Source organism: Staphylococcus sp. GDY8P94P (genome assembly GCF_017892255.1).
In the GTDB taxonomy this organism is placed as follows: domain Bacteria; phylum Bacillota; class Bacilli; order Staphylococcales; family Staphylococcaceae; genus Staphylococcus; species Staphylococcus cohnii.
Window position 1 is genome coordinate 138501 of the sequence record NZ_JAESKU010000007.1, and the last position, 25085, is coordinate 163585.

The following is a 25085-nucleotide window of genomic DNA, read 5'->3' on the forward strand; positions in this document are numbered from 1 at the left end:
CGTTACACATCCATTTCTTTAATAACATCAAACGTATATGTTCCGATTTTCGCATTTCTAATTTCATGGATGATTAATTCAATGACCGCTTCATAGTCAACCTCATTACCGCTACGCAACAATCCTCTACGACGTCCTATAGCATCAAACCATTCTAAATTTTCAGCTTCTATTGGCACATCGACCTTATAGTGATTTTTCAATCCTTCATAATCATAGGTTTTTAAAAATTCAAGACCATAAATCGCAACTTCATCCAAATGTACAATACTATCTTTAATCGCTCCGGTAATACTTAATTTTTTTCCTACAAGTTGATCTTCAAATTTAGGCCAAAGTATACCTGGCGTATCTAATAATTGAAGCGAATTTCCAACTTTGATCCATTGTTGTTGCTTTGTAACACCAGGTGTATTTCCAGTTTTAGCAATGGATTTGTGTGCTAACTTATTAATAAGTGTAGATTTCCCAACATTAGGAATGCCGACGATCATTGCACGAATCGCACGTGGTTTTAGTCCTTTTTTCTTTTCACGGTCAAATTTTTCTTGTGTTGCTTTAATAGCTGTTTGCTCTACTAATTTTAGTCCTTTTCCATGTTTAGCATCGATTGCCACTGGATAATAGCCTTTTTCTTTAAAATAAGACTCCCATTTTTCTAATTCTTTTAAATTCGCCATGTCTTTTTTATTCAAAATAACTACTCTTGGTTTCTGTTGTATCACGTCATCAATCATTGGGTTTCTTGAACTATAAGGAATACGGGCGTCAACAAGTTCAAAAACAACATCTACTTTCTTTAATTGTTCAGCAACTTCGCGTTTTGCTTTTGCCATATGTCCTGGATACCATTGGATTACCATTTACTTCACCTTTCTTTTTACGTTTATTCGTTTGTTTTTCAAAATTTTATATTTTATTCATACCATTCATTGACCTTAAAATCATAACACGAGCGGTGAATAGAGATAAATAAAAACTTGTATTTACTTTATTTAAAAAACTAATTTACACTATTTTCCTATAATAAATGCCCAATTGTCTAGAACAGACCTTAAACTAAGCAAATTTGTGCCCTTCAATACTAAATACCAAAATTAATATAATCTTGTGATTAATTTTTTGAAATAAAATAATAGTAATTTTTATCAATAAATCTAAAAAATCGTTACAATAGAATTAAAATAATTCAATTACAGGAGACTACTCATGAAAAGGATGCTTTTTTACATATTATTATGCTTTATATTAGCAATCATTGGTCATGGATACGTCATCTATAGATTTATAAATGATGGTGTTTTATTTACAGGGCCCAACGATGGCATGGAACAAATGATTCCAATGCAAATGTACTTGTATGATAAATGGAGTCATGGACAATGGTTTTACGCCACTGATTTTGGATTAGGCGGAGATTTTTTTACTGACTTAAGTTATTATTTTTCAACTAATATTTTATTTATGATTAATGTGCTGTTTATCTTTATAATAAAATTAGTTGTCAATTTAAATACGCAAGACATCATGTTTTGGATGACAAATGCTATTGTAATTTCAGTATTTAAATCAACATTAGCGATGTTAGCAACTTTTGGTTTTGTACGTTACATTACACATAGCAGAAGCATTGCACTACTATCGTCATATCTTTTTGTAATATCACCACTCTATTTTAGGTTTACTGTATATTGGCCTTTTTTCAGTGATATTTTTATATTATTACCGCTACTCTTATGGTCTATTGAATTATTTTTACAAAAAGAAAAAAAAGCTATGTTTATTATAGTAGTCACAGTTTCATTAATTAATAACTTTTATTTTGCATATTATCAACTAATTGTAGGCCTAATCTATTTCACAGTTAGGTTAATATATAAGCATAAACATGATATCGTTCCTAGATTTAAAGCAATATACACAATCCTCATTGCTGCAATTTTAGCACTTGGTTGTAGTCTTTTCTTTTTTTATCATGGCTTACGTGCTTATACCAATAATAGACGTATACCTTTTAATGGAGACGTAGATGCTTTTGAACCCTTCAACCAAAATACGAATTTATTTTATGACAATTACTTAATAGTGATTTTATTTATAGTGATACAAGCACTGTTATCATTTAAACTGTACAAACATTTTTATTTTAAGTTATTCGCTATCTTTATGATCCTTACGATAGGTGCTAATTATTTACCATTTGTCGATCAGCTCTTTAACGGTTTTTCCGCTCCACAAAAAAGATGGCATTACTTAATAGCTTTTAACGCTGCATTGCTCATTGGACTATATGCAAAATACTTTAGCACTTTAACGGTTAAAAACTATCTTTTTTCATCAATCATAAGTTTAAGTTTTATCTTTATAAGCGCTTGGGTTTATGATGATTTCGTTTCTTGGCTTTGGTTTACACCTATTGTTAGTTTAATTGGCTTATTAGTATTGTGTATTCATGTTCCAACTTATCGTAAACGTTTAGCTTATTTTTACTATACTGCCATATTGATATTAGCAACACTCGTTGTAGCTGTTTTTATACGCAATCAAATTTATTTTGAAGATCATGTTGAACGAGCAAATCGTTATTATGTCAATGCAAGTCTTTTTAACACACCGTTACAAAGACAGTTAGTCTCTGAAATGAAACATTCTAAGACCGAAGACAAACGTATCGATTGGCGTGTTAATGAACAAGATAACACACCTATGTATCAATTTTTTAAAGGTTCAAGTATATACTCAAGTATCTTTCACCATAATATTTTAGACTATTACTACGATGATTTAAAAATTAACCTGCAGTCTGAATCAGTGAGTAGATACCAAAGTACTAATGGGCGACAAAATATTAGCAGTTTATTTTCAATGAAATATTTAATGTTAAAAGATTACGAAAACAATGTTCCTAGTTATTTTAAAAAAGTAAAAAGTGAAGGACAATATCACATTTATGAGAATACTTTAAACTTACCTTCCGTAAAAGTGACTGATCAAATCTATAATGCCGACGCTTTAAAAACTCCTATCGATCGAGAGCATGCGATGTTAGATGGTGTTGTTATAAAAAATAAAGGTGAGACTTATACGGATAATGCACAAAACCTTATCAATTCAACTAAAATAGTTTATAAAAATATAAAAGTGAAAAATCATAATCAAATCTATCTGCCCAAAAACCAAGGTCAGATTAAAATTCATGTTCCAAATCACTTAAGAAAACGTTATTCAGACTTTTATTTAAGTTTAAAAGTTCAACGTGGCCAACCCGATAGTAACTACACAATTAATATCAATAATTATGCTAACCACCGTTTATATAACAATTCAACCTATAAAACTGGCGTTGAAAACCAATTATATAGGACACAACCAGATAAAGATGGTAATATTAACATAGCTATTAATCTTAGAGGTAATTATTATTTTGAAATTCAAAGTCTTCATGGAGAAAACTATAATAAACTTAAAAAAGCCTATAACACAAAACAAAATCATTATTATAATGATATTAACAATGGAGTTAAAGTGAAGTTAGCGCCACACTCTAAGGGTATCGCAACGATTAACATTCCTTATCGTGACGGTATGATGGCCTACATAGATCATAAAAAAGTAAAACCTAAAAAAGTAAATTATATGATGACTGGTGTGCCAGTCTCAGAACAAGATCGTGAAATTGTCATTAAATATCGACCGAAATATTGGTTTACGATGATTATAATTTCAGGTATAAGTATCTTAATAAGTGCTTTTTGGTGTCTAAAACAAAAATCTAAATTTAAATAAAGGAGTTTATCTGAGATGAGGTATGACCGTGTTTCATAGAATTTGGTCCCACAAACTAACAAGATTTTTTACGATCCTTTTAATGGGCGTTGGCGTAGCTTTATTAACGTTCACACCATATATTTATCGCTATTTAACTGACGGTGTCGTATTCAGTGGTCATGGTGATGGATTTAGGCAAATGATGCCTTTCCAAATGTATCTTTACGAACACTTTAGCCAATTCAAAAGTTTTTATGATCATTCTTTTGGTTTAGGTGGAGATTATGTTAAAGATTTATCCTATTACTATGCAACCTCACCTTTTGTAATAATTAATTTTTTATTCGTGTGGTTATCTGAAGTAATATTTCATAGCAACCCTAGCAATATCACATATTGGGCAAGTAACCAATTGATTGTAGCTTTTGTCAAAGGTATTGCTACATTTATCCTTGCGTTCTATTTCTTTAATTATATCAAGCTCAAAAACTACATAGTATTTTTGGCTTCAATGTTATATGCAGCTTCAACAACCGTCATTTATTTTAATTTTACTTGGTCATATTATGGAGATTTATTAATTTTTCTCCCACTATCTTTGCTTGGTATTGAACGGTTTTATAAAGAAAGAAAAATTGGATTATTTATTTTTGCTATTGCTTTAACATTATTTTCTAATTTTTATTTTAGTTATTACGAAGCTATTGTCATTTTGAGTTACTTTATCTACAGATGCATCTTCCCACATGCAAAAGATAGCGTCACAAGGAAACAACAACTTTGGATGATACCTATAGCAGTTATATTAAGTACCTTAATTGCTATATGGGGTTTTTATACTGGAGTTTCTTCTTTTTTAAATAACGATAGAGTAAGTAATCCTTACTTTAATTTTGGTATCATTACAGATTTCGCACGACAAAAACATTTTTTCACAAATGGTTTTTATATCACTGTTACTATCATTGCACTCATTGCCTTACTATCTTTTAAATTATATCGACATTATTATTATAGACTTTTCGCTATCGCAACTTGGGTGATGCTAATAGGATCTCTAACTCCCCTTTTCGATAGTATGTTCAATGGGTTCTCAACACCTGAGCGCCGCTGGGTTTATATATTTGCGCTAACTACTGCTGGATTAATTGCATTATTTATTCAGCATTTATCTGAATTATCATTGAAGGCGTATATATTCGCTTGCTTACCCGTATTAATGATTATGGGTATTATGCAAATTATAGTTAAAGAGCAAAGAATGTCATGGATGGGCGTCTGCCTTGTAATTATGATTTTTATCGGTATATTGCTTTATAAAAAATCACTATTCAAATTAAAATGGCCATCTGTTGTACTTGTAATATTATTCATTATTCAACAAGCAATTATTTTAGAGAACGATCATGTAAATAATGTTCAAAAATACGAATCGACAGTTTCGTCAATGCATGATTCAAAATATAAAAGTCCTGCATTAGCCAAAAAAATTGATAAGATTAAACAGAGTCAAGATAATCCATTCAGTAGAATCGATTACATGTCACAATATGGTTTGAATTCACCAATGATATATCATTTCAACGGCATTGCATTATATTCAAGTATTTTTTATCATAATATTTTAAAATATTATGATAAAACATTACAAATCAATATGCATACGGATAAAAACAGCACTTACCGTTTACTTTCAAATAGAGCTAATTTGATGGCACTTTGGGATGTCAATGATCGTATACGACGTCCAGAAGACAAAAATATGCCTTATGGTTTTTCTAAGCATAGTACAATCAAACATTCTGATGATGAATCCTTTGTACACTCAACAAATAAAATCAACTATCCAAGTGCACATATTACAAATAAAGTATTTAATAAAAAAGATCTTAAATCACCTTTGGATAAAGAACAAGCAATGTTACAAGGGGTCGTTTTTGACCAGACAGACGCATACCCTACCAATCAACAGTTCAAACCGAATAAAAACTTACTTGCAGAAACTTCAACTCATTTAGTTAATGCAAAACGTACACAAAAAAATAAATTATCCGTTTCTAAGGACGGCGGTGGTATCCAGTATAAGTTACCAACATCTATTGCCGATCAATATGAAGACCTCTATGTAGAGATGGATGTTGAATTGTTGGGCCCAGATAAAGTACACAATGTTGGCGTAAATGAATATAATCAACATCGTAATAACTTATCTTATAAGTACAGACGTTTCGTCACTCCTGTAACAATGCGCATAAAATCTGCTCAAGATTTGAATATAAAATTATCTAAAGGGACTTATCGTTTTAATATTAAAGGAATTTACGGAGAAAACTACGACGTATTAAATAAAGCGCATAAACAACTACACTCAGTGAAAGTTTCACAAAATGCGCGTAATTATACAATTGAAAAAAATAAAAATGATGAAGGTTATCTTGTGTTGCCAATGCCTTATAGAGATGGGATGAAAGCTTATACAGACAAAGGCAAAACGTTACCAGTTAAACAAGGAAATGGCATCATGACAATTATCCCTGTAGAACAAGGACAAAAGACAATTACGCTTAAATATACACCACCCTATACATGGTTATTGATCATAATTAGTGTTATTGGCGTCGTTTTAAGTTTCATATACACAAAATGGATTTATGCTAAAAAATAATATCATTATTACCTTCGTCGAATTGATTACGAAGCAAAAAAAAAGAAGCAGTTCCTAATAGGAACTGCTTCTTTTTTATGACTTTTATGCTGATTAACGAATTTCTTTGATTCTAGCAGCTTTACCACGTAATTCACGTAAGTAATATAATTTAGCACGACGTACTTTACCGCGACGTTTAACTTCGATTTTTTCGATTTTTGGCGTGTGTAATGGGAATGTACGTTCCACACCTACACCTGAAGAAATCTTACGTACTGTGAAAGTTTCTGAAATGCCTCCACCACGACGTTTGATTACAACACCTTCGAATACTTGGATACGTTCGCGAGTACCTTCAATAATACGTACGTGAACTCTTAAAGTGTCACCTGGACGGAATGAAGGTAAATCTGTGCGTAATTGTGATTGTGTTACTGCTTCGATTAATTTGTGATTACTCATTATTTTTTCTCTCCTTCAACCTATGTTCTTGCCTTGACAAATATATAGCAGCGGATCATAGTGATTTTCGTGTGTCGCACACTTAAATTATGTTAGCACACTGTCATTCATTTTTCAATTGCTTTTTATATCTTTCTAAAATATCTTTATCTTTATCCGTAAGTGGATAATTTTCTAATAAATCTGGACGCTTTTCCCACGTACGTATCAGTTTTTGCTCATGACGCCATTGATCAATATGCGCATGATTACCTGACAATAATACATCTGGCACGTTCATATCTTGGTATGAACGTGGTCTTGTATATTGTGGAAATTCTAATAAACCATCCTGAAAGGAATCATCCTCATGTGACTGTTGATTGCCTAAAACACCTGGTATTAACCTTACAATTGCATCAGTCATTACCATTGCAGGCAATTCTCCACCTGTTAAAACATAATCTCCCATAGAAATTTCATCAGTAACTAGATGTTGTCGAATTCGTTCATCATATCCTTCATAATGTCCACAAATAAAAACCAAATGTTCTGAATGACTGAGTTCCTGTGCAATTTCCTGATTAAATGGCCGACCTTGTGGACACATTAAAATCACTCGTGTATTTTCTGTTTTTTCAATGTACTTCATTGCATTAAATATAGGTTCTGGTTTGAGCACCATACCTTGTCCACCGCCAAAAGGATAATCATCTACTTGATTATGTTTATTTTCAGCGAAACTTCTAAAATCGACAGTATTGACTTGTAGCATTTCCTTATCTAGTGCTCTTTTTAAAATCGATTGGTTTAATACGCCATCAAACATTTGAGGAAACAAAGTTAAATAATCTATCTTCATTACTCCAACAGTCCTTCCATAGGCGTAATATCAATACGTCTACCTTCAACATCTATATGTTTAACAACATCTTCTATATATGGTATAAGATATTCTTTTTCACCTTTGACAACCCATACATCATTCGCACCCGTTTCAAAAATTTCTATCACGCGTCCAATAGGCGTTTCTTTATCATCGAATACGGTACAACCAATAATATCTGAGTAATAATATTCATGTTCACCTAATTCAATTTCTTCATGGTCGCGTTCTTGTAAAAGTATCTCCCCTTTTAAATGCTCAATATCATTAATATTATTGATACCTTCAAAAGTCAACATGTGCAGCCCTTTATGCATACGATATGTCGCAACTTTCAATTCTATTGTTGGTTCATTTTGACGTTCTATCATCACAATTTCACCTGGTTGAAAGCGGATATCTGTAAAATCTGAGTGAGATTGAACTTTGATTTCGCCTTTTATACCATGTGTATTGATAATTTTACCTATTTCTACTTTCATTTAAGCTCCTCCGATAATGTATGTATCATTGAAATTCGTTTTTTTCATTTTTTGACTAAAATAATTATAACATGAATTGTTATAATTATAATAAGCCTTCTCTATCGTTACGTGGTAAAATGTTGTATTGATTATTTTATTTATTCCTTTAAACAATCTTATTAATTAGTGAATCTGCACTAAAATGTTTGTGATAATTTAAAAGGCTGGGACAAATGTATTGTCTCAGCCTCTTATCATTATATTGGCATGCGCTATGGTAAAAATTTTACCTTAGTCATTCATGCGGAGATGAGACGATGAAATCATTTTAAATCACTGAGATTTCTACGCCTCTCCTTTTATAAATTTAATATGTGTAAATGATGACAATTATTTTTGATCGTCAAATTTTTTCAAGATACCTTCTCTTGATAAGATATTGTGTACAGTATCTGTTGGTTTAGCACCATTTTTTAACCATTTTAATGCTAACTCTTCGTCAATTTTAACTTCTGGAGCATTTACATTATTTGGATTATAAGTTCCGATTTGTTCGATGTTACGACCATCACGTGGCGCACGAGCATCTGCTGCTACGATACGATAGAATGGATTTCTTTTTGAGCCTAAACGTGTTAAACGTAATTTAACTGCCATTTATATTCTCTCCTTTGATTGTTCTAATTTTTATTTTCTACAAGAAATAATATTAACAGTTATTTAGAAATTTGTAAAGAGTTTCTTCTTTACCATTTTATATTTTTACTTTTAAACAATTAATTGTATCAATATAGCTTCCGATTTCGACGTAAACTTGACATTAATCATTAAACACTATAAATTGAGAATAAATTAAATATGAAATGCACTAGGGGTGTTTTTTAACTGAGATGAGTTTACTCAAACCCTTTGAACCTGATCTAGTCCATACTAGCGGAGGGAAGTGTTACAAAAATGACAAAGCTATTTTAATATCTTAATTATAGATTTTAGATTTTTAGTACACAACTTCTCTCACAGAGGTTGTGTATTTTTTATTTAATAAATAATTCTAGGAGTGAAATGATGACTAAAACAATACTTATAACTGGTAGCAGTAGAGGATTAGGTGCATCAATAGCAAAAACTTTAGGTAAGCAAGGACATAATGTAATTATCAATTATTTTCAAAATAAAGCATTAGCAGAAAAAGTTGTGGACGAAATTGGTCACGAGCATGCAATTGCAATACGTGCTGATGTCACAGACAGAACACAAGTTGATCAATTAATCACGGAAGCTACTAATTATTTTGGAAAAATAGATGCTGTTGTGAATAATGCGCTTATAGGATTTAAATTTGATCCTTCTAGTCAAAAATCATTTAAAGACTTAAGCTGGTCAGATTATCAACAACAAATTGACGGTACGCTCAAAGGTGCTTTCAATGTAACGCAAAGCGTTATTGATCAATTTATTAAGCACAAATCAGGTACCATTATATCTATCGGAACGAATTTATACCAAAATCCTGTCGTACCCTACCACGAATATACTACCGCTAAGTCAAGTTTAATCGGTTTCACTAGAAATATCGCTGCCGAACTAGGACAATATGGCATCAAAGCTAATGTCGTTTCTGGTGGTTTATTAAAGACAACAGACGCTAGTGCTGTCACTACGGATGAAGTGTTTGATTTAATCGAACAAACTACGCCATTACATAAAGTTACAACACCACAAGATGTAGCTAACATGGTGACATTTTTAGTTTCCGATCAGGCTAATGGTATCACTGGTCAAAATATTACCGTAGATGGTGGCTTAACAATGAATTAAAATATGGAGGATATCAATTATGACACATACCCAATATCTCAATATAGGTGTATTACTTTACGGTTGTGGCCATCACCAAGCTGCATGGCGTATGCATGATTCTAGCATTGACCAAATTGGAGATACCGCTTATTACAAATCGTTAGCTAGATTAGCAGAGCGGGGATTATTGGACGCTATATTTTTTGCAGATAATCAATCTTTTCCTGCTAAAACGTATAATGATATGCCAGCTTTTTGGTTTGATCCATTAATGGATTTAGCAGCAATAGCACAAGTAACACAAAATATAGGTCTTGTTGCAACTATCTCAAGTACATTTTCAAATCCTTTTACTGCTGCAAGGCAATTATTGAGTCTCGATCATATGAGTCAAGGACGTGCAGGCTGGAATTTAGTAACGTCTATGACGGATTTAGAAGCAGCAAATCATAGCATGTCGAGTTTACCTGCACATCATGAACGTTATAAAAAAGCAGATGAATTTGCATGTGTCATGAATCAATTATTAACATCTTGGAGCTCAGATGATTTTATACATGACAAGGTGCATGATATTCTAATCAATGCGGATCATATCCATGAGATCAATCATGTAGGAGAGCATTTCAAAGTACAGGGACCTTTAACAACCCCAAGTAGCCTACAAGGCAAACCTGTTGCTATGCAAGCTGGTGCATCAGATCCTGGCATTGCATTAGCTACTAAATACGCAGATGCTGTTTATGCAGTAGCTTGGAACATACAGCAAGCCACTGCATTTAAAAAAAGATTAAATCATCAACTAAAATTAGCAGGCAAATCAGAAAACAGTTTAAAAGTCTTTCCGGGGTTAGTCACATATGTCGGCCCAACATACGAAGAAGCTTATGCTAAAAAGCAAAAACTAGATGCAAACTTAGCAATTGAAACAGCATTAAATCAATTAGAATTTTTCATCCATCAAGATTGTCATAATTGGGATTTGGATGAACAGGTGCCACCTTTACCACCATTAGAATCTTTTAAAGGTCCCAAAGGTCGTTATCAAACTGTGTTGGAAATTATAAAAGACAAAAACCCAACTTTACGACAATTGTTAGGATATCTTAGTGCAGGTGGTGGACATTTAACGCTCATTGGAACACCAGAACAAATTGTTGATGAAATGGAACATTGGTTTAATGAGGGTGTAGTTGACGGATTTAATTTAATGCCACCAACTTTTCCTAATAGCTTGGAAAATTTTGTAGATTACATCATTCCAGAATTACAAAAAAGAAATCTTTTTAGAACAGAATATGAAGGTACGACATTTAGGGAAAATATTAATATACCTAAGTTAAATTAAATACCATTCACAAATGAAAATTTATAATTTTATATTTTCTACGATTTTACATCGTGATGACGCCTGGGGAAATGATATGGACGAGAGACTATAGGCTCGAGCCATATCCCCAGGCAAGCATGCACGATCAAAATCGCAAGTTATTCTCATATAAAAAGGACCGATTCTTTATTACTTATTATTTCACACTAATTCATGTTATTAACTTTTTAAAATAAGAACATCCTTAATTTATTAGGATTAATGAATTGTTTTAAATGAACCTTTTCTTTTGTATCTTGAGAAATATTCCTAACGATTTTGCATCGTGATGACGCCCGGGGAAATGATATGGACGAGAGACTATAGGCTCGAGCCATATCCCCAGGCAAGCATGCACGATCAAAATCGCAAGTTATCCATATAAAAAGGACCAATCCATTTTTTCATATGGATTAGTCCTTTATTTTGTTAATGATAATTATGCCCCGTTCACTTCTTTAAAAAATTATTTTATAGACAATTGTTAAAATGGTAAATTCATACCATTTAACATATTCTCCATTTGTTTACGTTTACCTTTTTTGCCTTTGCCGCCACCAGAAAATTGTTTCATCATTTTCTTCATTTCATTAAATTGTTTCATCAATCTGTTAACTTCTTGAACAGTACGTCCTGAACCTTTAGCGATACGTTTTTTACGTGATACATTTAATGTTTCGGGGTTATTACGTTCATTAGGTGTCATAGATTGAATAATAGCTTTAATATGGTCGATTTGTTTATCATCCATATTAAGATTATTCATCCCTTTCATTTTGTTCATTCCAGGTATCATTTTCATAATGTCATCTAATGGACCAAGGTTCTTGACTTGATCTAATTGTTCTAAGAAATCTTCCAAAGTAAATGATGACGTACGCATTTTCTTTTCTAAATCTTTAGCTTTATCTTCATCTACATCTTGTTGCGCTTTTTCTATTAAACTTAACACATCACCCATACCTAATATTCGAGAAGCCATACGTTCTGGATGAAATGGTTCTAAACCATCTAACTTTTCACTCATACCAACAAATTTAATTGGCTTTTGTGTCACTGCTCTAATTGATAAAGCAGCACCACCACGTGTATCACCATCTAGTTTAGTCAAGGTAACACCTGAAACTTCTAATTGCTCATCAAACGATTGAGCCACATTCACTGCATCTTGACCAGTCATGGCATCAACAACAAGCATAATTTCATCAGGTTTAGTGATTTCTTTTACATCACTTAATTCTTCCATTAATGCTTCATCAACATGTAAACGACCTGCCGTATCAATAATGACAAAATCTAAATGTTCTTCTTTTGCATGTTTAATTGCATTTTCTACAATTTGTTGTGGCTTAACTTGATCCCCTTCACTATATACAGGAATATCAATTTGCTTACCTACAGTTTGTAATTGATCAATCGCGGCTGGTCTATAAATATCGGCTGCAACTAATAATGGTTTTTTGTTGTATTTTTTACGCATAAGCAATGCTAACTTACCTGCAGTTGTAGTTTTACCTGCACCTTGTAAACCAACCATCATCACAACTGTTGGGGGTTTGTTGGCCATCTGGATGGTTGCATTTTCGCCACCCATGAGTTGTGTAAGTTCTTCTTGTACTATCTTAATGACTTGTTGTCCAGGTGTTAAAGACTTCATTACATCTGAACCTAAAGCTCGTTCTGATACGGTTTTGACAAAATCCTTTACGACTTTAAAGTTAACGTCTGCTTCAAGTAATGCTAGTCGGACCTCTCGCATCATTAATTTAATATCTGCTTCAGTAACTTTCCCTTTGCCACGGATTTTTTGCATCGTCCCTTGGAGACGATCGGATAACCCTTCAAATGCCATATCAATACCCTCCTTTATACTCTCAATTATTCTAAATCTTCAAGTGCTTGAAGATACTGTTTAATTTTTTCTGGCTCCTCAATATGCTTTTTTATTGCTTCATATATATTTTGTCGTTTTTCAAAATTTTGATAAAGACCTAGTTTTTCTTCATAATCTTCTACTAAATCACCAGTTCTTCTTATGTTATCATACACTGCTTGGCGGCTCACATCAAACGTATCTGCAATCTCACTTAAAGAATAATCTTGTAGGTAAAATAGTTCTAGATAGTTTCGTTGTTTTTCCGTTAGTAATGATTGATAAAAATCAAATAAATAATTCATACGTATTGTCTTAATTAAATCATTTTGACTCATCTTTATTGCCTTCATTCTGTACATCCATGCTATCTGTACTATCGTCAGATGCCTCTGTATCATCAACATTTTGTTCAATCATATCAGCAAATAGTCCATATACATAACTTTCTGGATTAAATGGTTGTAAATCATCTAATTTTTCACCTAAGCCAACATATTTAACTGGTATTTTTAATTCATTACGTATCGCTAAAACGATACCGCCTTTTGCAGTTCCATCCAGCTTAGTTAATACAATACCAGTCACATTCGTAACCTCTTTGAATGATTTAGCTTGGGACAATGCATTTTGTCCGGTAGTAGCATCTAAACAAAGAAGTACTTCATGGGGTGCTTCTGGTACGGCTCTGCCTATCACACGTTTTACCTTTTCTAATTCATTCATTAAATTAGATTTATTTTGTAAGCGACCTGCAGTATCACAAATTAAAATATCAACACCCTTACTTTTAGCTGCATTGATAGCATCATACATAACTGCAGCTGGGTCTGAACCTTCTTTTTGGCTCATTACTTCCACACCAACACGTTCTCCCCATACTTTGAGTTGTTCAATAGCGCCAGCTCTAAAAGTATCACCAGCTGCTAGCATCACTTTCTTACCTTCAGCTTGATAACGATGTGCTAATTTACCGATTGTTGTCGTTTTGCCAACACCATTCACACCTACCATTAAAATGACATTTAATCCTTCATTTTCAATGTTCATTACTTCTGAATGTTCATCGTCTTGATGATAGATATCTACAATTTTTTCTACGATAACTTCACGTAAATCTTCAGTTTCTGAAATATTACGTCGCTGTGCTTCGTTACGTAATTCTTCTACGAGTTCCATTACTGTATTAAAGCCAACATCTGCAGTTATTAACATTTCTTCCAATGCTTCAAAGAAATCTTCATCAACTTTACGATAACGTGCAATTAAGTTATTTAACTGTTCTTGGAAATTTTCGCGAGATTTTTCTAAACCTGCTCTAAATTTTGCACCTAATTGCTGTGCTTCAATTTCTTCAAAGTCCTCAATTGAAATTAATCCGTCATCATCAAAATCAGCTTCTTTTAATTTTTTTGGCTGCTTTGTTTTTTCTTGTGGTTCTTCAGATGTTTGAGATTGTTCTACATCTAATTCAGATTGTTGTTCTTGCTCTATTTCGTCTGGTTTTTGATTTTCTGTAGACGTTGTGAATTTATCTTTTAGTCGTTTGAAAAAGCTCATACTTGTTCCTCCTTAATGACTTCATCAATCGTATTTAAATTGACACTTACTAATTTTGATACACCTGATTCTTGCATCGTTACACCGTATAAGCGATCTGAAAATTCCATCGTACCTTTACGATGTGTTATGACAATAAACTGAGTTTGACTTGATAATGCTTTTAAATACTGCGCATAACGTATAACATTGGCTTCATCTAAAGCGGCTTCTACTTCATCTAAAATCACAAATGGCGCTGATCTCACTTTTAAAATAGCGAATAACAAAGCAATTGCACTTAAAGCACGTTCTCCACCACTTAATAATGATAAATTTTGTAGTTTTTTACCTGGTGGTTGGACGATAATATCTACCCCTGCTGATAAATAATCATCATCAGTCAAGCGCAGCTCTGCTTGTCCTCCACCAAATAATGATTTAAACACTTCAGAAAAATGACCTTGTACGGAATGAAAAGTCTCTTTAAACCTTTCTTTAACTTCTTTATCCATTTCTTCAATTAATTGTTCTAATGTCGCTTTGGCTGCTCTTAAATCTGCACGTTGCTCATTTAAGAAAGTATAACGTTCATTGATTTCTTCAAATTGTTCAATCGCATTTAAGTTTACAGGTCCTAATTCTTCTATAGACATCTTCGTTAATTTTACTTTTTTACGCAAACTATCAATATCTTCTTCTAATGTATATAATTCACTTGCTCGTTCAAAGGTAAGATGATACTGCTCACTTAAATGATCTATCGCATGGTTAATGAGTACATCTAAACGAGATTGTTCTGCTTTAATATCTTGGTAACGATTTTCAATTGATAAAATATCTTGATTTGCTTCTTCCAATTTACGTTCTGTTGTCTCAATTGTATCATTCAAAGCTTGACGTTGTGATTTAATAGTAGCTAAATCTTCAGTTAATTTTACTTTATTATTTTTACTTTGTTCAATATTATTTTGAATCGTTTCGAAAGCTTTTTCGCCAGTTATTTCATCTGAATTAAATAATTCAATTTGTTCACTCAATTTTTGCTTTTGCTCTTTTAATTGTTTAAGTTGATGATTTAATCTTGATTCAGTTTGCTTTTGAGTATTTAGTCTTTCTTTAATTACTGCTAAATCAGATTGTTTTTGATGTAATTTTTGTTGTATTAACGTTGTACTCTCTTTACCTTCTTTTGATAATTTTGTATAGATATTAATATCTTCTTCTAATTTTTGCAATTGCGCTTGAATTGTTGCTAATTGTTCCTTTTTGTCGTTTAAGGTTTGCTTACTTGTTTCACTTTGGTAACCATCATTTTTCTCAAATTCAAATTCCTCATGCTCATTTTTTAAATGTGTTTCTTGCTTTCGTAGCCTATCCAATTCTAAGTCAAATTCATGTACGTTTTGTTTTATCGCATTATAGTTTTGACTCGTATCAAAATAAGTATTACTTAACGCATCAGCCTCTTCTTTAATAGCTTGGAACTGTTTTTCGAATGAAACAGTTTGTTGTTGATAATCTTCTAATTGTGCACGCATTGTTGAAAGCTCATCTTTTTGAGATAAAATACTTTTAGTTTTACGATCACCACCACCAGTCATGGAACCACCTGGGTTTACAATATCTCCTTCTAGCGTTACGATACGTGTTCTATAACGAATTTTTCTAGCTAATTCGTTAGCATTTTTCAAATTGTCTACAATTATTGTATTACCTAATAAATTTTGAATCACATGTTTATAATCATTTTCAACTTGTATCGCATTTGAAGCAACGTTTACAAAGCCAGTTGAGCTATCTGCTATATTCAAAATATCGCTTGCAACATTACGAGGTTGAATGACATTTAATGGTAAAAATGTAGCTCTTCCAAGACCATTTTGTTTTAAATATTGTATTGCTTGACGACCATCTTTTTCAGAATCCACAATGATATGTTGCAGTGAAGCACCTAATGCCGTTTCAATTGCTTTCGTTAAATTCGAAGGCACATGGATGACTTCTGCGACTGCGCCACGGATGCCAGAAAGTTTATTATCTTTCATTTTCAGTATGTGTTTGACACCATTGAAAAAATAACTATATTCTTCTTGCTGTGTCGCTAAACTGTCGATACGTGATTTTAATTTTTCATTAAATCTGTATGCTTGGTGTAATTTCTCTTCGTATTCATTTTGTTGATTTTTAAGTTGTGTTAGTTTTTTCTCATAAGATGCTAAATCACTTTCCGCTTTTTTCAACTCTTTTTTCGCGATGGTACTTTGTTTCTCAGTTTCAGTAATTTGATTTTGAATATTTTTCAAATCTTTATAAGCATCTAATAAGCGCGAATCTAATCGTGATTGTTTCGTTTCATTTTCTTGAATCGTATGCTCTAAAAAGCGAATATCATTATTAACATCTGATTGTTCTGACATAAGTTGATAGTATTTATCTTTTATTGATTCTAACTTTTCATCATGTTGTTCATCGGACACATAAAGCTGTGATTCATATTGTTGTATCTCTTCATTTAAATTTGTTTGTTTGGATTTTAAATGTTTTATTTGGTCTTTCACTTCTGCTTGCTCTTGTTTTATATTTGTGACTTGTGTCTCTAGACTTTCTTGTTCTTCTTCAAATCGTGCATTGGTTTGTGATTGATTTTTCTTACGTTCCTCTAACACATTTAACTGTCCAGCAAATTTTTCAACTTCTTCAGTTGCTTTAACCAGTTTAAAATTTAAAGATTCGATGGTTTCGTCTAATTGTTGACGTTCAGATTTATATTGATTTAATGATTGTGTGTGTTGTACCTTTTCTGCATCTTTTGAAGCTTGTTGACTTTTTAAGCGATTGAGATTTTCGTCTAGTTCATAAATATTTTGATTATATTGCTCAATATCATAAACAGTGACTAGCACATCACTTTTTTCCATCTCATTAGATAAGTGTTTATATTCTTTTGCTATTGCAGCCTCTTCTCGTAATGGTTCGACACGACCTTCTAAATCAAATAAAATATCTTCTACACGCGTCAGGTTGTCTTCTGTTTGATCTAATTTTTGCACAGAAGTTGCCTTTCTTTTTTTATATTTTAATACACCGGCAGATTCTTCCAATATTTGTCTTCTATCAATTGGCTTTGCATTAAGAATTTCATCAACGCGACCTTGAGATATTATACTGAATGCTTCTTTTCCTAATCCCGAATCTAAAAATAATTCTATAATATCTTTAAGTCGTGACCGGTCATTATTTAAATAATATTCACTTTCCCCACTCCTATATAAGCGGCGAGTGACTACTAATTCTTCTGTATCAACATTTAATTTACCCGTACTATTATCTAATTTTAATTTTACTTCAGCAAAATTTTGAGCTTTTCTATGCTCTGCACCAGAAAAAATAATATCTTCCATTTTAGCGCCACGCAATGATTTCGCGGATTGTTCGCCCAATACCCACTTTATTGCATCTGTAATATTACTCTTACCACTACCATTAGGTCCAACTATTGCCGTGACACCTTCATCAAACTGTACATTTGTATGTTCAGCAAATGATTTAAATCCAAAGGCATCAATAGATTTCAAATATACCATGCTATTCTCCTTTAAAGTGTTTCTCAGATGCGAGATAAAAACTACGCAATACAGTTATGTTCATGCTCTCGCTTCTATATGATTAGTGCATCAATAAATTTGGCACAACGACTTGCAGTTATTACATTTCCACCAAATAATATCCTCAATTAAAGACATGTAATAAATGCATTATAGACTAATCTCTTAGAAATACTTTTACATCAGTGCTTAACTCATGCTACATTAATTACAATTTTGTACAATATGCGATAAATCGCGTGTGAGCTATATCACACTATACAATTGCACTGTTATTAAACTTCTTTATTTTTCAAAAGTTTGTATGCACTTTCTGCTGCTTGCTGTTCCGATTCTTTTTTCGTTTTGCCTTTGCCAATCGCAACTGGCTTATTTTCTAAGATGACTTCCGACGTAAATAAACGATGATGTGCAGGTCCCTCTTCATTTATTAAACGATACGTAACGTCACCTTTGTTTTGCTGATGCACATATTCTTGAAACTGTGTTTTAAAATCAACGACGCCATCAAGTTTATCTCCTTCAACAAATGGAAAAATCACATTTTCAGCAAACTTCCAAACAGCGGCAAGTCCTTGGTCTAAATATAATGCACCTACAAAAGCTTCAAATGCATCTGATACGAGTGAAGGTCTTGTTCTACCACCTGTTTTTTCTTCTCCTTTACCTAATAAGATAAGGTCGTGTAATGCAATTTTATTCGCGAATATTACAAGTGAAGGCTCACAAACAATTGTCGCACGCATTTTCGTTAAATTACCTTCAGGTAACTCTGGATATTTATCAAACAAATAGCGTGAAACCGTCAATTCTAATACCGCATCTCCTAAAAACTCTAAACGTTCATTATGATCTAATCTGTCCATGTTAAAGTCATTAATGAAGCTCGAATGCGAAAATGCTTGTTGGTATAAATTTACTTGATTAAAATTCAAATTTAATTCTTGCATTTTTTTTGAAAACTTTTCTTGGAATGCATTAACCATTTCTTTCTTTTTATGATTCGTCAATACTTTTCCACCTCAGTCTAAAGTAATTTTGTATATACTTATGCCTTTATATTTTACGTGAATTTATTATAAAACAAAAGGGAAAACTACTAATAATACGTTCATTTTATCATATATCGTACACTTAACATTTTTAACGAATACTAATAATATTATTGCTAAAATTAATCATTTTTAATAGAAAAAAATCTGAGCCGTAAAATCCACGACTCAGATATTGGTTTATTATTTTTCCATACTATTGATAAAGTTAACTGCGTCACCAACTGTGTTGATTTTTTCAGCTTCTTCATCTGGAATTTCAGTACCAAATTCGTCTTCTAATTCCATAACTAATTCAGCAATATCAAGTGAGTCAGCGCCTAAATCATCTTTGAAAGATGCATCTTGAGTTACTTTTTCAGCGTCAACACCTAAACGGTCAACGATGATATCTTTTACTTTGTCGAAGTTTTCCACGTCGATTCACCTCCTTTTAAAAGTCTATGATAGACTTTTATATTTTCCCATTTTATCCATTGAAATACAAGTAGTATTTCGACGAATTACATACTTAAAGCATGACATACATATATAAGACACATCAAGTAATGTTAAAATGGTATTTTTTTCAGTTAACACTATTCCATGAACATGCCACCATTAACATGTAATGTTTGACCAGTAATATATTTTGCTTTGTCTGAAGCTAAAAACGCTACTGTATTTGCAATATCAGTGTCTTCACCGAATCTTGATAATGGAATTTGTTGAAGCATTTGGTCTTTTAAATCATCTGTCAACGCATCTGTCATGTCAGAAACAATAAATCCTGGTGCAACAGCGTTAACTGTAATATTTCTTGAAGCTAATTCCTTCGCAGCAGATTTAGTCAAACCAATAACGCCTGCTTTTGTCGCCACATAATTAGCTTGACCAGGATTACCGACTGCACCAACTACGCTAGATAAATTGATGATTGAACCACTTCTTTGTCGTAACATTTGTGGTGTTACTTTTTGAATACAGTTAAATACACCTTTTAAATTAGTGTCGATAACGTCATCCCATTCGCTTTCTTTCATACGCATCAATAAATTATCTCTAGTTATACCTGCATTGTTGACTAATACATCGACTGTACCAAATTGGCTTACCACTTCTTTAATCATTGCTTTTACTTCATCACCATTGGCAACATTAGCTTGAATTGCAAAACTTTCTACACCTTTAGCTTTGATTTCTGCTACTACAGCTTCTGCTTTTTCTTTATTACCTGCAAAATTTACTGCTACGTTATAACCTTCTTCAGCTAATTGAATTGCTATACTACGACCAATACCTCTAGATGCTCCAGTTACTAATGCATTTTTAGTCATTTTCATTCCACCCTTTTACGTCTTCTAATGTTTGAATTGAAGTGAGTTTAACATCTCTATTTATTTTTTTAATTAATCCTGAAAGTACTTTACCTGGTCCAATTTCTATAAAATGATCTACACCTTGGTCGAGTAACCATTTTGTAGAATCTATAAATTGAACCGGAGAATATAATTGTTTAATCATATTTGCTTTAATTATTTTAGCGTCTGTTTCACCTTTAGCATTTACATTTTGGACAACTGGGTAATGCGCATCGTTCCACTCAAATTGCTCGATATAATTTGCAAAATCTGATTCAATGACTTGCATCATTGATGAATGGAATGGTCCAGAAACGGCTAAAGGCATGACACGTTTTGCACCCATAGATTTCCCTTCAGCAACGAGTTGATCTATCAACGTTTTATGCCCTGAAACCACAATTTGTCCAGGTGCATTTATATTAGCAGGTTCTATGATTTCGTCTTCTGTTGAAAGTTGTTTACAAATATCATCAACTTCACTGTAATTTAAACCTAGTACAGCCGCCATACTACCAACACCATCAGGAAAAGCTGCTGACATTAATTGCCCACGTTTACGTACTATTTTTACCGCATCTTCAAACTTTAGTACACCGCTCGCTACTAAACTTGCGTATTCACCTAAGCTATGCCCCATCGTATAATCTGCATTGATCTGATTTAACGCCTTTAATAATGCAGTGCTATGCGTTAGTAATGCTGGTTGTGTATTTTCAGTTTGGCCTAACTTATCTTCGGCATCTTCAAACATTGTTTCTAAAATATCAAAATCCAATTGTGTTTGCGCTTCATTTAGAATTGATGTTGCTGCATCATTTTCATTAAACAAATCACTAGCCATGCCTACTTTTTGTGACCCTTGTCCAGGAAAGATAATCGCTGTTTTACCCATTTTTTGACCCCACCGTTTCTCTCATTGTATCTACTATATTTAATTCTCCGGCAACCTTAGCTTGACGAATTGCTGAATAAAATGCCTTGGCATTAGAACTACCATGCGCTTTAACAACGATACCATTCAATCCCAGTAAAACTGAGCCACCGTATTCTGCATAGTCCATTTTTGTAGTTATCTCATTTAAATCTTTACGCAAGACTAATGCTGCCAACTTATTTTTGAAATTACTTAAAAGTGTCGTTTTCAACATTTTTCCTATAGATTTTGCTACACCTTCTAGATTTTTTAGAATCATGTTACCAGTATAGCCATCCGTAACAACGACATCTGCAGCATCATCCATTAATACTTTAGCTTCCACATTACCAGCAAAATGAAATTCTTGCTGTTCTTCCATTAAATTGAATGCTTTTTTAGTTAATGTATTCCCTTTAGCAGCTTCAGTTCCTATATTAAGTAATGCTACAGAAGGTTGTTCAATATTACGTATTTTTTGTGCATAAATATTGCCTAATTGCGCATATTGCAATAAATGTTCGGCTTTAGCATCCGCATTTGCACCAACATCCATAAATACAAAACCTTTGCCTGAGACAGTTGGTAAAGTGAGCACTAATGCTGGTCTTTCAACACCTTTAATCCTACCAACTATAAACAATCCTGCTGACATTAAAGCACCCGTATTCCCAGCTGATACACAACCATCTGCTTCTCCAGATTTTACTGCTTCAGCCATGCGCACCATGGAACTATTTTTTTTTCGTTTAATTGCTCTTACAGGTTCATCTTCCATCGTTATTGCTTCTGTACAGTGACGCACTTCCACTCGACTGTGGTTAATATTACATTTATTTTGATCACCAAATAATATAATTTCTAAATCTTTAAAATCATTGACCGCTTTTTCAACAGCTTCTAAAACGATGCCAGGTGCATCATCGCCACCCATCATGTCGATAGCTATTTTAACCATTTTGTTCATCCTCACTTGTATAATACATTTTGAAGGTACCTCTAAATACTAAAGTATCTTTGACATACGAACTTACTTTTATCTTAAAATATTTATTAGTTATTTCAACAGCTTGTGCTTCAGCACGTACCGTATCATTTAATTTAACTTGTTTTAAAAATGAAACGTTACTTTCTTTAGTTAAAACGATTGGTTTATGTATAAGTGCCACACATAATGAATTGGCCTGTGCAAACAACACATGACCTCTGGCAATTTTATTTCTTGTAAATACTGAATCTTCATCAATATTAATCAGAGATGTTGCTTCATGATCAGGTTCTACGTTAATCACATCACCTATGATTTCACTTCCGTCAATAGACCGAATACTTTCGTAATTTTTTCGAGCAACGGATTTTATTCTTTTTCTCAACTCAGGAATATTTAAGTGTGTACGGTCCAATCTTATTGTTTGGATACTGACTGAAAAAAGACTGCTTAAATCAAGATCAGTAATAAAGGGATTTTTTTCTATTTCTTTTTTAATTGCTTCACGACGTTCTTGTTTTTTTAATTTCATAGTTTACTACTCCCCAATTTTAGTACCAAGTCTTAAACATTCCTCACATATCATAACACTTTCTATTTCAATTGCTCAACTAAAAACATAAGACTTTCTACAATATATCAGTTAAAACTGAACACCCTTATTGCCAAAATAAAAAAGTTTTTTGTAGTTAATATATAATTCGAAATAATAGTATGTTAAATTATATAAAAATAATATGTATAATTTTAAAAATTCTTAACTATCAAGAAATAAATAGATTATACTTTCCAATTCAAAGGGGTTAAAAACAATGAAAAAAGTAGTAACCAGTGCATTACTTTCAGCAACATTTTTTGCAACTATCTCTACTCAGTCCAACGCAAAAGAAATAAATAGTATCATTCCTGAACGCTTAGAAAGTTCAACTGAAACAAAAATTTCCAATAAAACTGATGTAGAAAATTACCTTCAAAACAATGCTACGTCTATGCTTAACAATAATAATAAAACTAAAACGGAATCAATTAATAAAAATGCGTTTAAACAATATAAAGTAATCAATAGCAATACTGATTCAACTGGCGTTTCGCATTATGAATTAAAGCCAAAAATCAATAATGTATTAGCAGACGATAGTACGATAAAAGTCCATGTCAACCGAGATGGTAAGGTATCACTCATTAATGGGCATATACGCAGACAACATATCGACGTTAAAAACAAAGTAAACATTTCATCTTCTCAAGCATAAAAATTAGCCTTTAAAGCGATTGGTAAAAAAAGTAATGATGTTGCAAACATAGATGGTTTTAAAATAGTGTCTAAAAACAAATTAGATATTAATAGTGAAAAGGAAAGATTTATACATAATATTGAATTAAATTACGTATCTCCAAAACTTGCGCATTGGCAAATACAAGTGGATGCTAGTACTGGGGAAATATTAAAAAAACAAAATGTGATTGAACATGCTTCGGAAGAAGGTTCTGGTATCGGAGTGAACGGGGATAAAAAATCACCACTTAACGTTTCTAGTAACGGTGGACAATATACTTTAAATGATACAACTACAGATGCGCATATTAATACTAAAAGTGCCGATGAAACCATTGATCGATTTTCTCCTATCACTCACGATTCAAAACATTTTGATGAAAAACAACAACGTCCGGGTGTCGATGCACACTATTACGCAAAAGCAGTTTATGATTATTATTTAAATACGCACGGCAGAAATAGTTACGACGGTAATGCTGCTGACATTAATTCTGTCGTACACTTTGATAAGAACTATAATAATGCTGCATGGACTGGACAATATATGGTTTATGGTGATGGTGATGGTCAAATATTTAATCCTTTATCAGGCGCTAAAGATATTGTCGCTCATGAATTAACGCATGCAGTGACAGAAAGAACTGCTAATTTAGAATATGCAAACCAATCTGGTGCGCTCAACGAATCTTTTTCAGATGTTTTTGGATATTTTATAGATCCTGATAACTGGTTAATGGGAGAAGATGTATATACACCCAAACAAGATGGTGATGCGTTAAGAAGCTTAAAAAATCCAGAAAAATATGATCAACCAGCACATATGGACCAATTTTATACTGGCTCTGAAGATAATGGTGGTGTTCATATTAATAGTGGTATTCCAAACAAAGCAGCATATCTTACTATACAATCTATTGGTAAAGATAAGGCTGAACAAATATACTATCTAGCATTAACGCAATATTTGACATCCAACGCTGAATTTTCTGATGCTAAAATTGCTTTAAAACAAGCTTCAGATGAATTATATGGTCATGATAGTACCGAATCAAAGTCCATAGAGCAAGCGTGGACTGATGTAGGGGTTGATTAGTAAATATTAAAAAACAGCAGTT

General features: G+C 32.6%; 19 protein-coding genes, 1 pseudogene and 1 riboswitch. Of the genes and pseudogenes, 5 read left to right on the plus strand and 15 right to left on the minus strand.

Annotated elements, in window-relative coordinates; all coding sequences use genetic code 11:
* Positions 1-2: 2 nt before the first annotated feature.
* Positions 3-863, minus strand: coding sequence for a ribosome biogenesis GTPase YlqF (gene ylqF, locus KA926_RS04065; RefSeq protein WP_107384719.1), 861 nt, complete (start codon positions 861-863; stop codon positions 3-5).
* Positions 864-1209: 346 nt separating this feature from the next.
* Between ylqF and KA926_RS04070 the strand changes: the two genes are divergently transcribed.
* Together KA926_RS04070 and KA926_RS04075 are read left to right on the plus strand one after the other, a co-directional pair.
* Complete coding sequence (locus KA926_RS04070; protein ID WP_210143639.1) at positions 1210-3786, plus strand: YfhO family protein; 2577 nt, start codon at positions 1210-1212, stop codon at positions 3784-3786.
* Between the two features lie 28 nt (positions 3787-3814).
* Positions 3815-6433, plus strand: coding sequence for a YfhO family protein (locus tag KA926_RS04075; protein ID WP_348634174.1), 2619 nt, complete (start codon positions 3815-3817; stop codon positions 6431-6433).
* A 93-nt stretch (positions 6434-6526) separates the two neighbouring features.
* On the opposite strand, the gene rplS is transcribed toward KA926_RS04075, so the two are convergent.
* From rplS to rpsP, 4 genes are all read right to left on the minus strand, one after another.
* Positions 6527-6877, minus strand: a complete 351-nt coding sequence (rplS, locus tag KA926_RS04080; protein ID WP_019468465.1) for a 50S ribosomal protein L19 — start codon at positions 6875-6877, stop codon at positions 6527-6529.
* 103 nt (positions 6878-6980) lie between these two features.
* Positions 6981-7718 (minus strand): tRNA (guanosine(37)-N1)-methyltransferase TrmD, encoded by a 738-nt coding sequence (gene trmD, locus KA926_RS04085; RefSeq protein WP_210143641.1) that lies wholly within the window; start codon positions 7716-7718, stop codon positions 6981-6983.
* The gene (gene rimM / locus KA926_RS04090; protein ID WP_192946735.1) at positions 7718-8224 is read right to left on the minus strand and encodes a ribosome maturation factor RimM; all 507 of its coding nucleotides are present in this window, start codon (positions 8222-8224) and stop codon (positions 7718-7720) included. The genes trmD and rimM overlap by 1 nt, the downstream gene beginning before the upstream one ends.
* Positions 8225-8596: 372 nt before the next feature.
* A complete protein-coding gene (gene rpsP / locus KA926_RS04095; protein WP_019468468.1) occupies positions 8597-8863 on the minus strand; it encodes a 30S ribosomal protein S16 in 267 nt (88 codons plus the stop codon).
* A 203-nt stretch (positions 8864-9066) separates the two neighbouring features.
* Positions 9067-9165, plus strand: a riboswitch (TPP riboswitch).
* Between the two features lie 106 nt (positions 9166-9271).
* Between rpsP and KA926_RS04100 the strand changes: the two genes are divergently transcribed.
* On the plus strand, positions 9272-10024 hold the full coding sequence (locus KA926_RS04100; RefSeq protein WP_107384514.1) for a 3-oxoacyl-ACP reductase: 753 nt from the start codon (positions 9272-9274) through the stop codon (positions 10022-10024).
* A 19-nt stretch (positions 10025-10043) separates the two neighbouring features.
* Positions 10044-11354, plus strand: a complete 1311-nt coding sequence (locus KA926_RS04105) for an LLM class flavin-dependent oxidoreductase (protein WP_210143642.1) — start codon at positions 10044-10046, stop codon at positions 11352-11354.
* Positions 11355-11859: 505 nt separating this feature from the next.
* Here the strand turns inward: KA926_RS04105 and ffh are convergent.
* The 10 genes from ffh to fapR all read right to left on the minus strand — a co-directional run bounded on the left by ffh (position 11860) and on the right by fapR (position 23223).
* On the minus strand, positions 11860-13227 hold the full coding sequence (ffh, locus tag KA926_RS04110; protein ID WP_107384512.1) for a signal recognition particle protein: 1368 nt from the start codon (positions 13225-13227) through the stop codon (positions 11860-11862).
* A gap of 26 nt (positions 13228-13253) precedes the next feature.
* Entirely contained in the window at positions 13254-13586 is a 333-nt protein-coding gene (locus KA926_RS04115) for a putative DNA-binding protein (protein WP_040030561.1), read from the minus strand.
* Positions 13573-14808, minus strand: coding sequence for a signal recognition particle-docking protein FtsY (ftsY, locus tag KA926_RS04120; RefSeq protein ID WP_192946737.1), 1236 nt, complete (start codon positions 14806-14808; stop codon positions 13573-13575). The genes KA926_RS04115 and ftsY overlap by 14 nt, the downstream gene beginning before the upstream one ends.
* Positions 14805-18374 (minus strand): chromosome segregation protein SMC, encoded by a 3570-nt coding sequence (gene smc / locus KA926_RS04125; protein ID WP_192946738.1) that lies wholly within the window; start codon positions 18372-18374, stop codon positions 14805-14807. The genes ftsY and smc overlap by 4 nt, the downstream gene beginning before the upstream one ends.
* A 296-nt stretch (positions 18375-18670) precedes the next feature.
* Positions 18671-19381, minus strand: a complete 711-nt coding sequence (gene rnc, locus KA926_RS04130) for a ribonuclease III (RefSeq protein ID WP_419109911.1) — start codon at positions 19379-19381, stop codon at positions 18671-18673.
* A 249-nt stretch (positions 19382-19630) separates the two neighbouring features.
* Positions 19631-19864, minus strand: coding sequence for an acyl carrier protein (locus tag KA926_RS04135; protein ID WP_019467939.1), 234 nt, complete (start codon positions 19862-19864; stop codon positions 19631-19633).
* Positions 19865-20025: 161 nt separating this feature from the next.
* Complete coding sequence (gene fabG / locus KA926_RS04140; protein ID WP_192946740.1) at positions 20026-20763, minus strand: 3-oxoacyl-[acyl-carrier-protein] reductase; 738 nt, start codon at positions 20761-20763, stop codon at positions 20026-20028.
* Positions 20756-21682: an ACP S-malonyltransferase gene (gene fabD / locus KA926_RS04145; protein ID WP_192946741.1), complete on the minus strand. Its 927-nt coding sequence runs from the start codon at positions 21680-21682 to the stop codon at positions 20756-20758. Before fabD ends, fabG begins: the two co-directional genes overlap by 8 nt.
* Complete coding sequence (plsX, locus tag KA926_RS04150) at positions 21675-22661, minus strand: phosphate acyltransferase PlsX (protein ID WP_192946742.1); 987 nt, start codon at positions 22659-22661, stop codon at positions 21675-21677. Before plsX ends, fabD begins: the two co-directional genes overlap by 8 nt.
* The gene (fapR, locus tag KA926_RS04155) at positions 22654-23223 is read right to left on the minus strand and encodes a transcription factor FapR (protein WP_192946743.1); all 570 of its coding nucleotides are present in this window, start codon (positions 23221-23223) and stop codon (positions 22654-22656) included. The genes plsX and fapR overlap by 8 nt, the downstream gene beginning before the upstream one ends.
* A gap of 280 nt (positions 23224-23503) precedes the next feature.
* Here fapR and KA926_RS13900 point away from each other — a divergent pair.
* Positions 23504-25063 (plus strand): annotated as a pseudogene (locus tag KA926_RS13900) (M4 family metallopeptidase).
* The last annotated feature ends 22 nt before the right edge of the window (positions 25064-25085 follow it).

Bases quoted from the DNA above. Each gene is read 5' to 3' on its own strand.
- ylqF (WP_107384719.1), bottom strand. From the start codon at position 863: ATGGTAATCCAATGGTATCCAGGACATATGGCAAAAGCAAAACGCGAA.
- KA926_RS04070 (WP_210143639.1), top strand. From the start codon at position 1,210: ATGAAAAGGATGCTTTTTTACATATTATTATGCTTTATATTAGCAATC.
- rplS (WP_019468465.1), bottom strand. From the start codon at position 6,877: ATGAGTAATCACAAATTAATCGAAGCAGTAACACAATCACAATTACGC.
- trmD (WP_210143641.1), bottom strand. From the start codon at position 7,718: ATGAAGATAGATTATTTAACTTTGTTTCCTCAAATGTTTGATGGCGTA.
- rimM (WP_192946735.1), bottom strand. From the start codon at position 8,224: ATGAAAGTAGAAATAGGTAAAATTATCAATACACATGGTATAAAAGGC.
- rpsP (WP_019468468.1), bottom strand. From the start codon at position 8,863: ATGGCAGTTAAATTACGTTTAACACGTTTAGGCTCAAAAAGAAATCCA.
- KA926_RS04100 (WP_107384514.1), top strand. From the start codon at position 9,272: ATGACTAAAACAATACTTATAACTGGTAGCAGTAGAGGATTAGGTGCA.
- KA926_RS04105 (WP_210143642.1), top strand. From the start codon at position 10,044: ATGACACATACCCAATATCTCAATATAGGTGTATTACTTTACGGTTGT.
- ffh (WP_107384512.1), bottom strand. From the start codon at position 13,227: ATGGCATTTGAAGGGTTATCCGATCGTCTCCAAGGGACGATGCAAAAA.
- KA926_RS04115 (WP_040030561.1), bottom strand. From the start codon at position 13,586: ATGAGTCAAAATGATTTAATTAAGACAATACGTATGAATTATTTATTT.
- ftsY (WP_192946737.1), bottom strand. From the start codon at position 14,808: ATGAGCTTTTTCAAACGACTAAAAGATAAATTCACAACGTCTACAGAA.
- smc (WP_192946738.1), bottom strand. From the start codon at position 18,374: ATGGTATATTTGAAATCTATTGATGCCTTTGGATTTAAATCATTTGCT.
- rnc (WP_419109911.1), bottom strand. From the start codon at position 19,381: ATGGTTAATGCATTCCAAGAAAAGTTTTCAAAAAAAATGCAAGAATTA.
- fabG (WP_192946740.1), bottom strand. From the start codon at position 20,763: ATGACTAAAAATGCATTAGTAACTGGAGCATCTAGAGGTATTGGTCGT.
- fabD (WP_192946741.1), bottom strand. From the start codon at position 21,682: ATGGGTAAAACAGCGATTATCTTTCCTGGACAAGGGTCACAAAAAGTA.
- plsX (WP_192946742.1), bottom strand. From the start codon at position 22,661: ATGGTTAAAATAGCTATCGACATGATGGGTGGCGATGATGCACCTGGC.
- fapR (WP_192946743.1), bottom strand. From the start codon at position 23,223: ATGAAATTAAAAAAACAAGAACGTCGTGAAGCAATTAAAAAAGAAATA.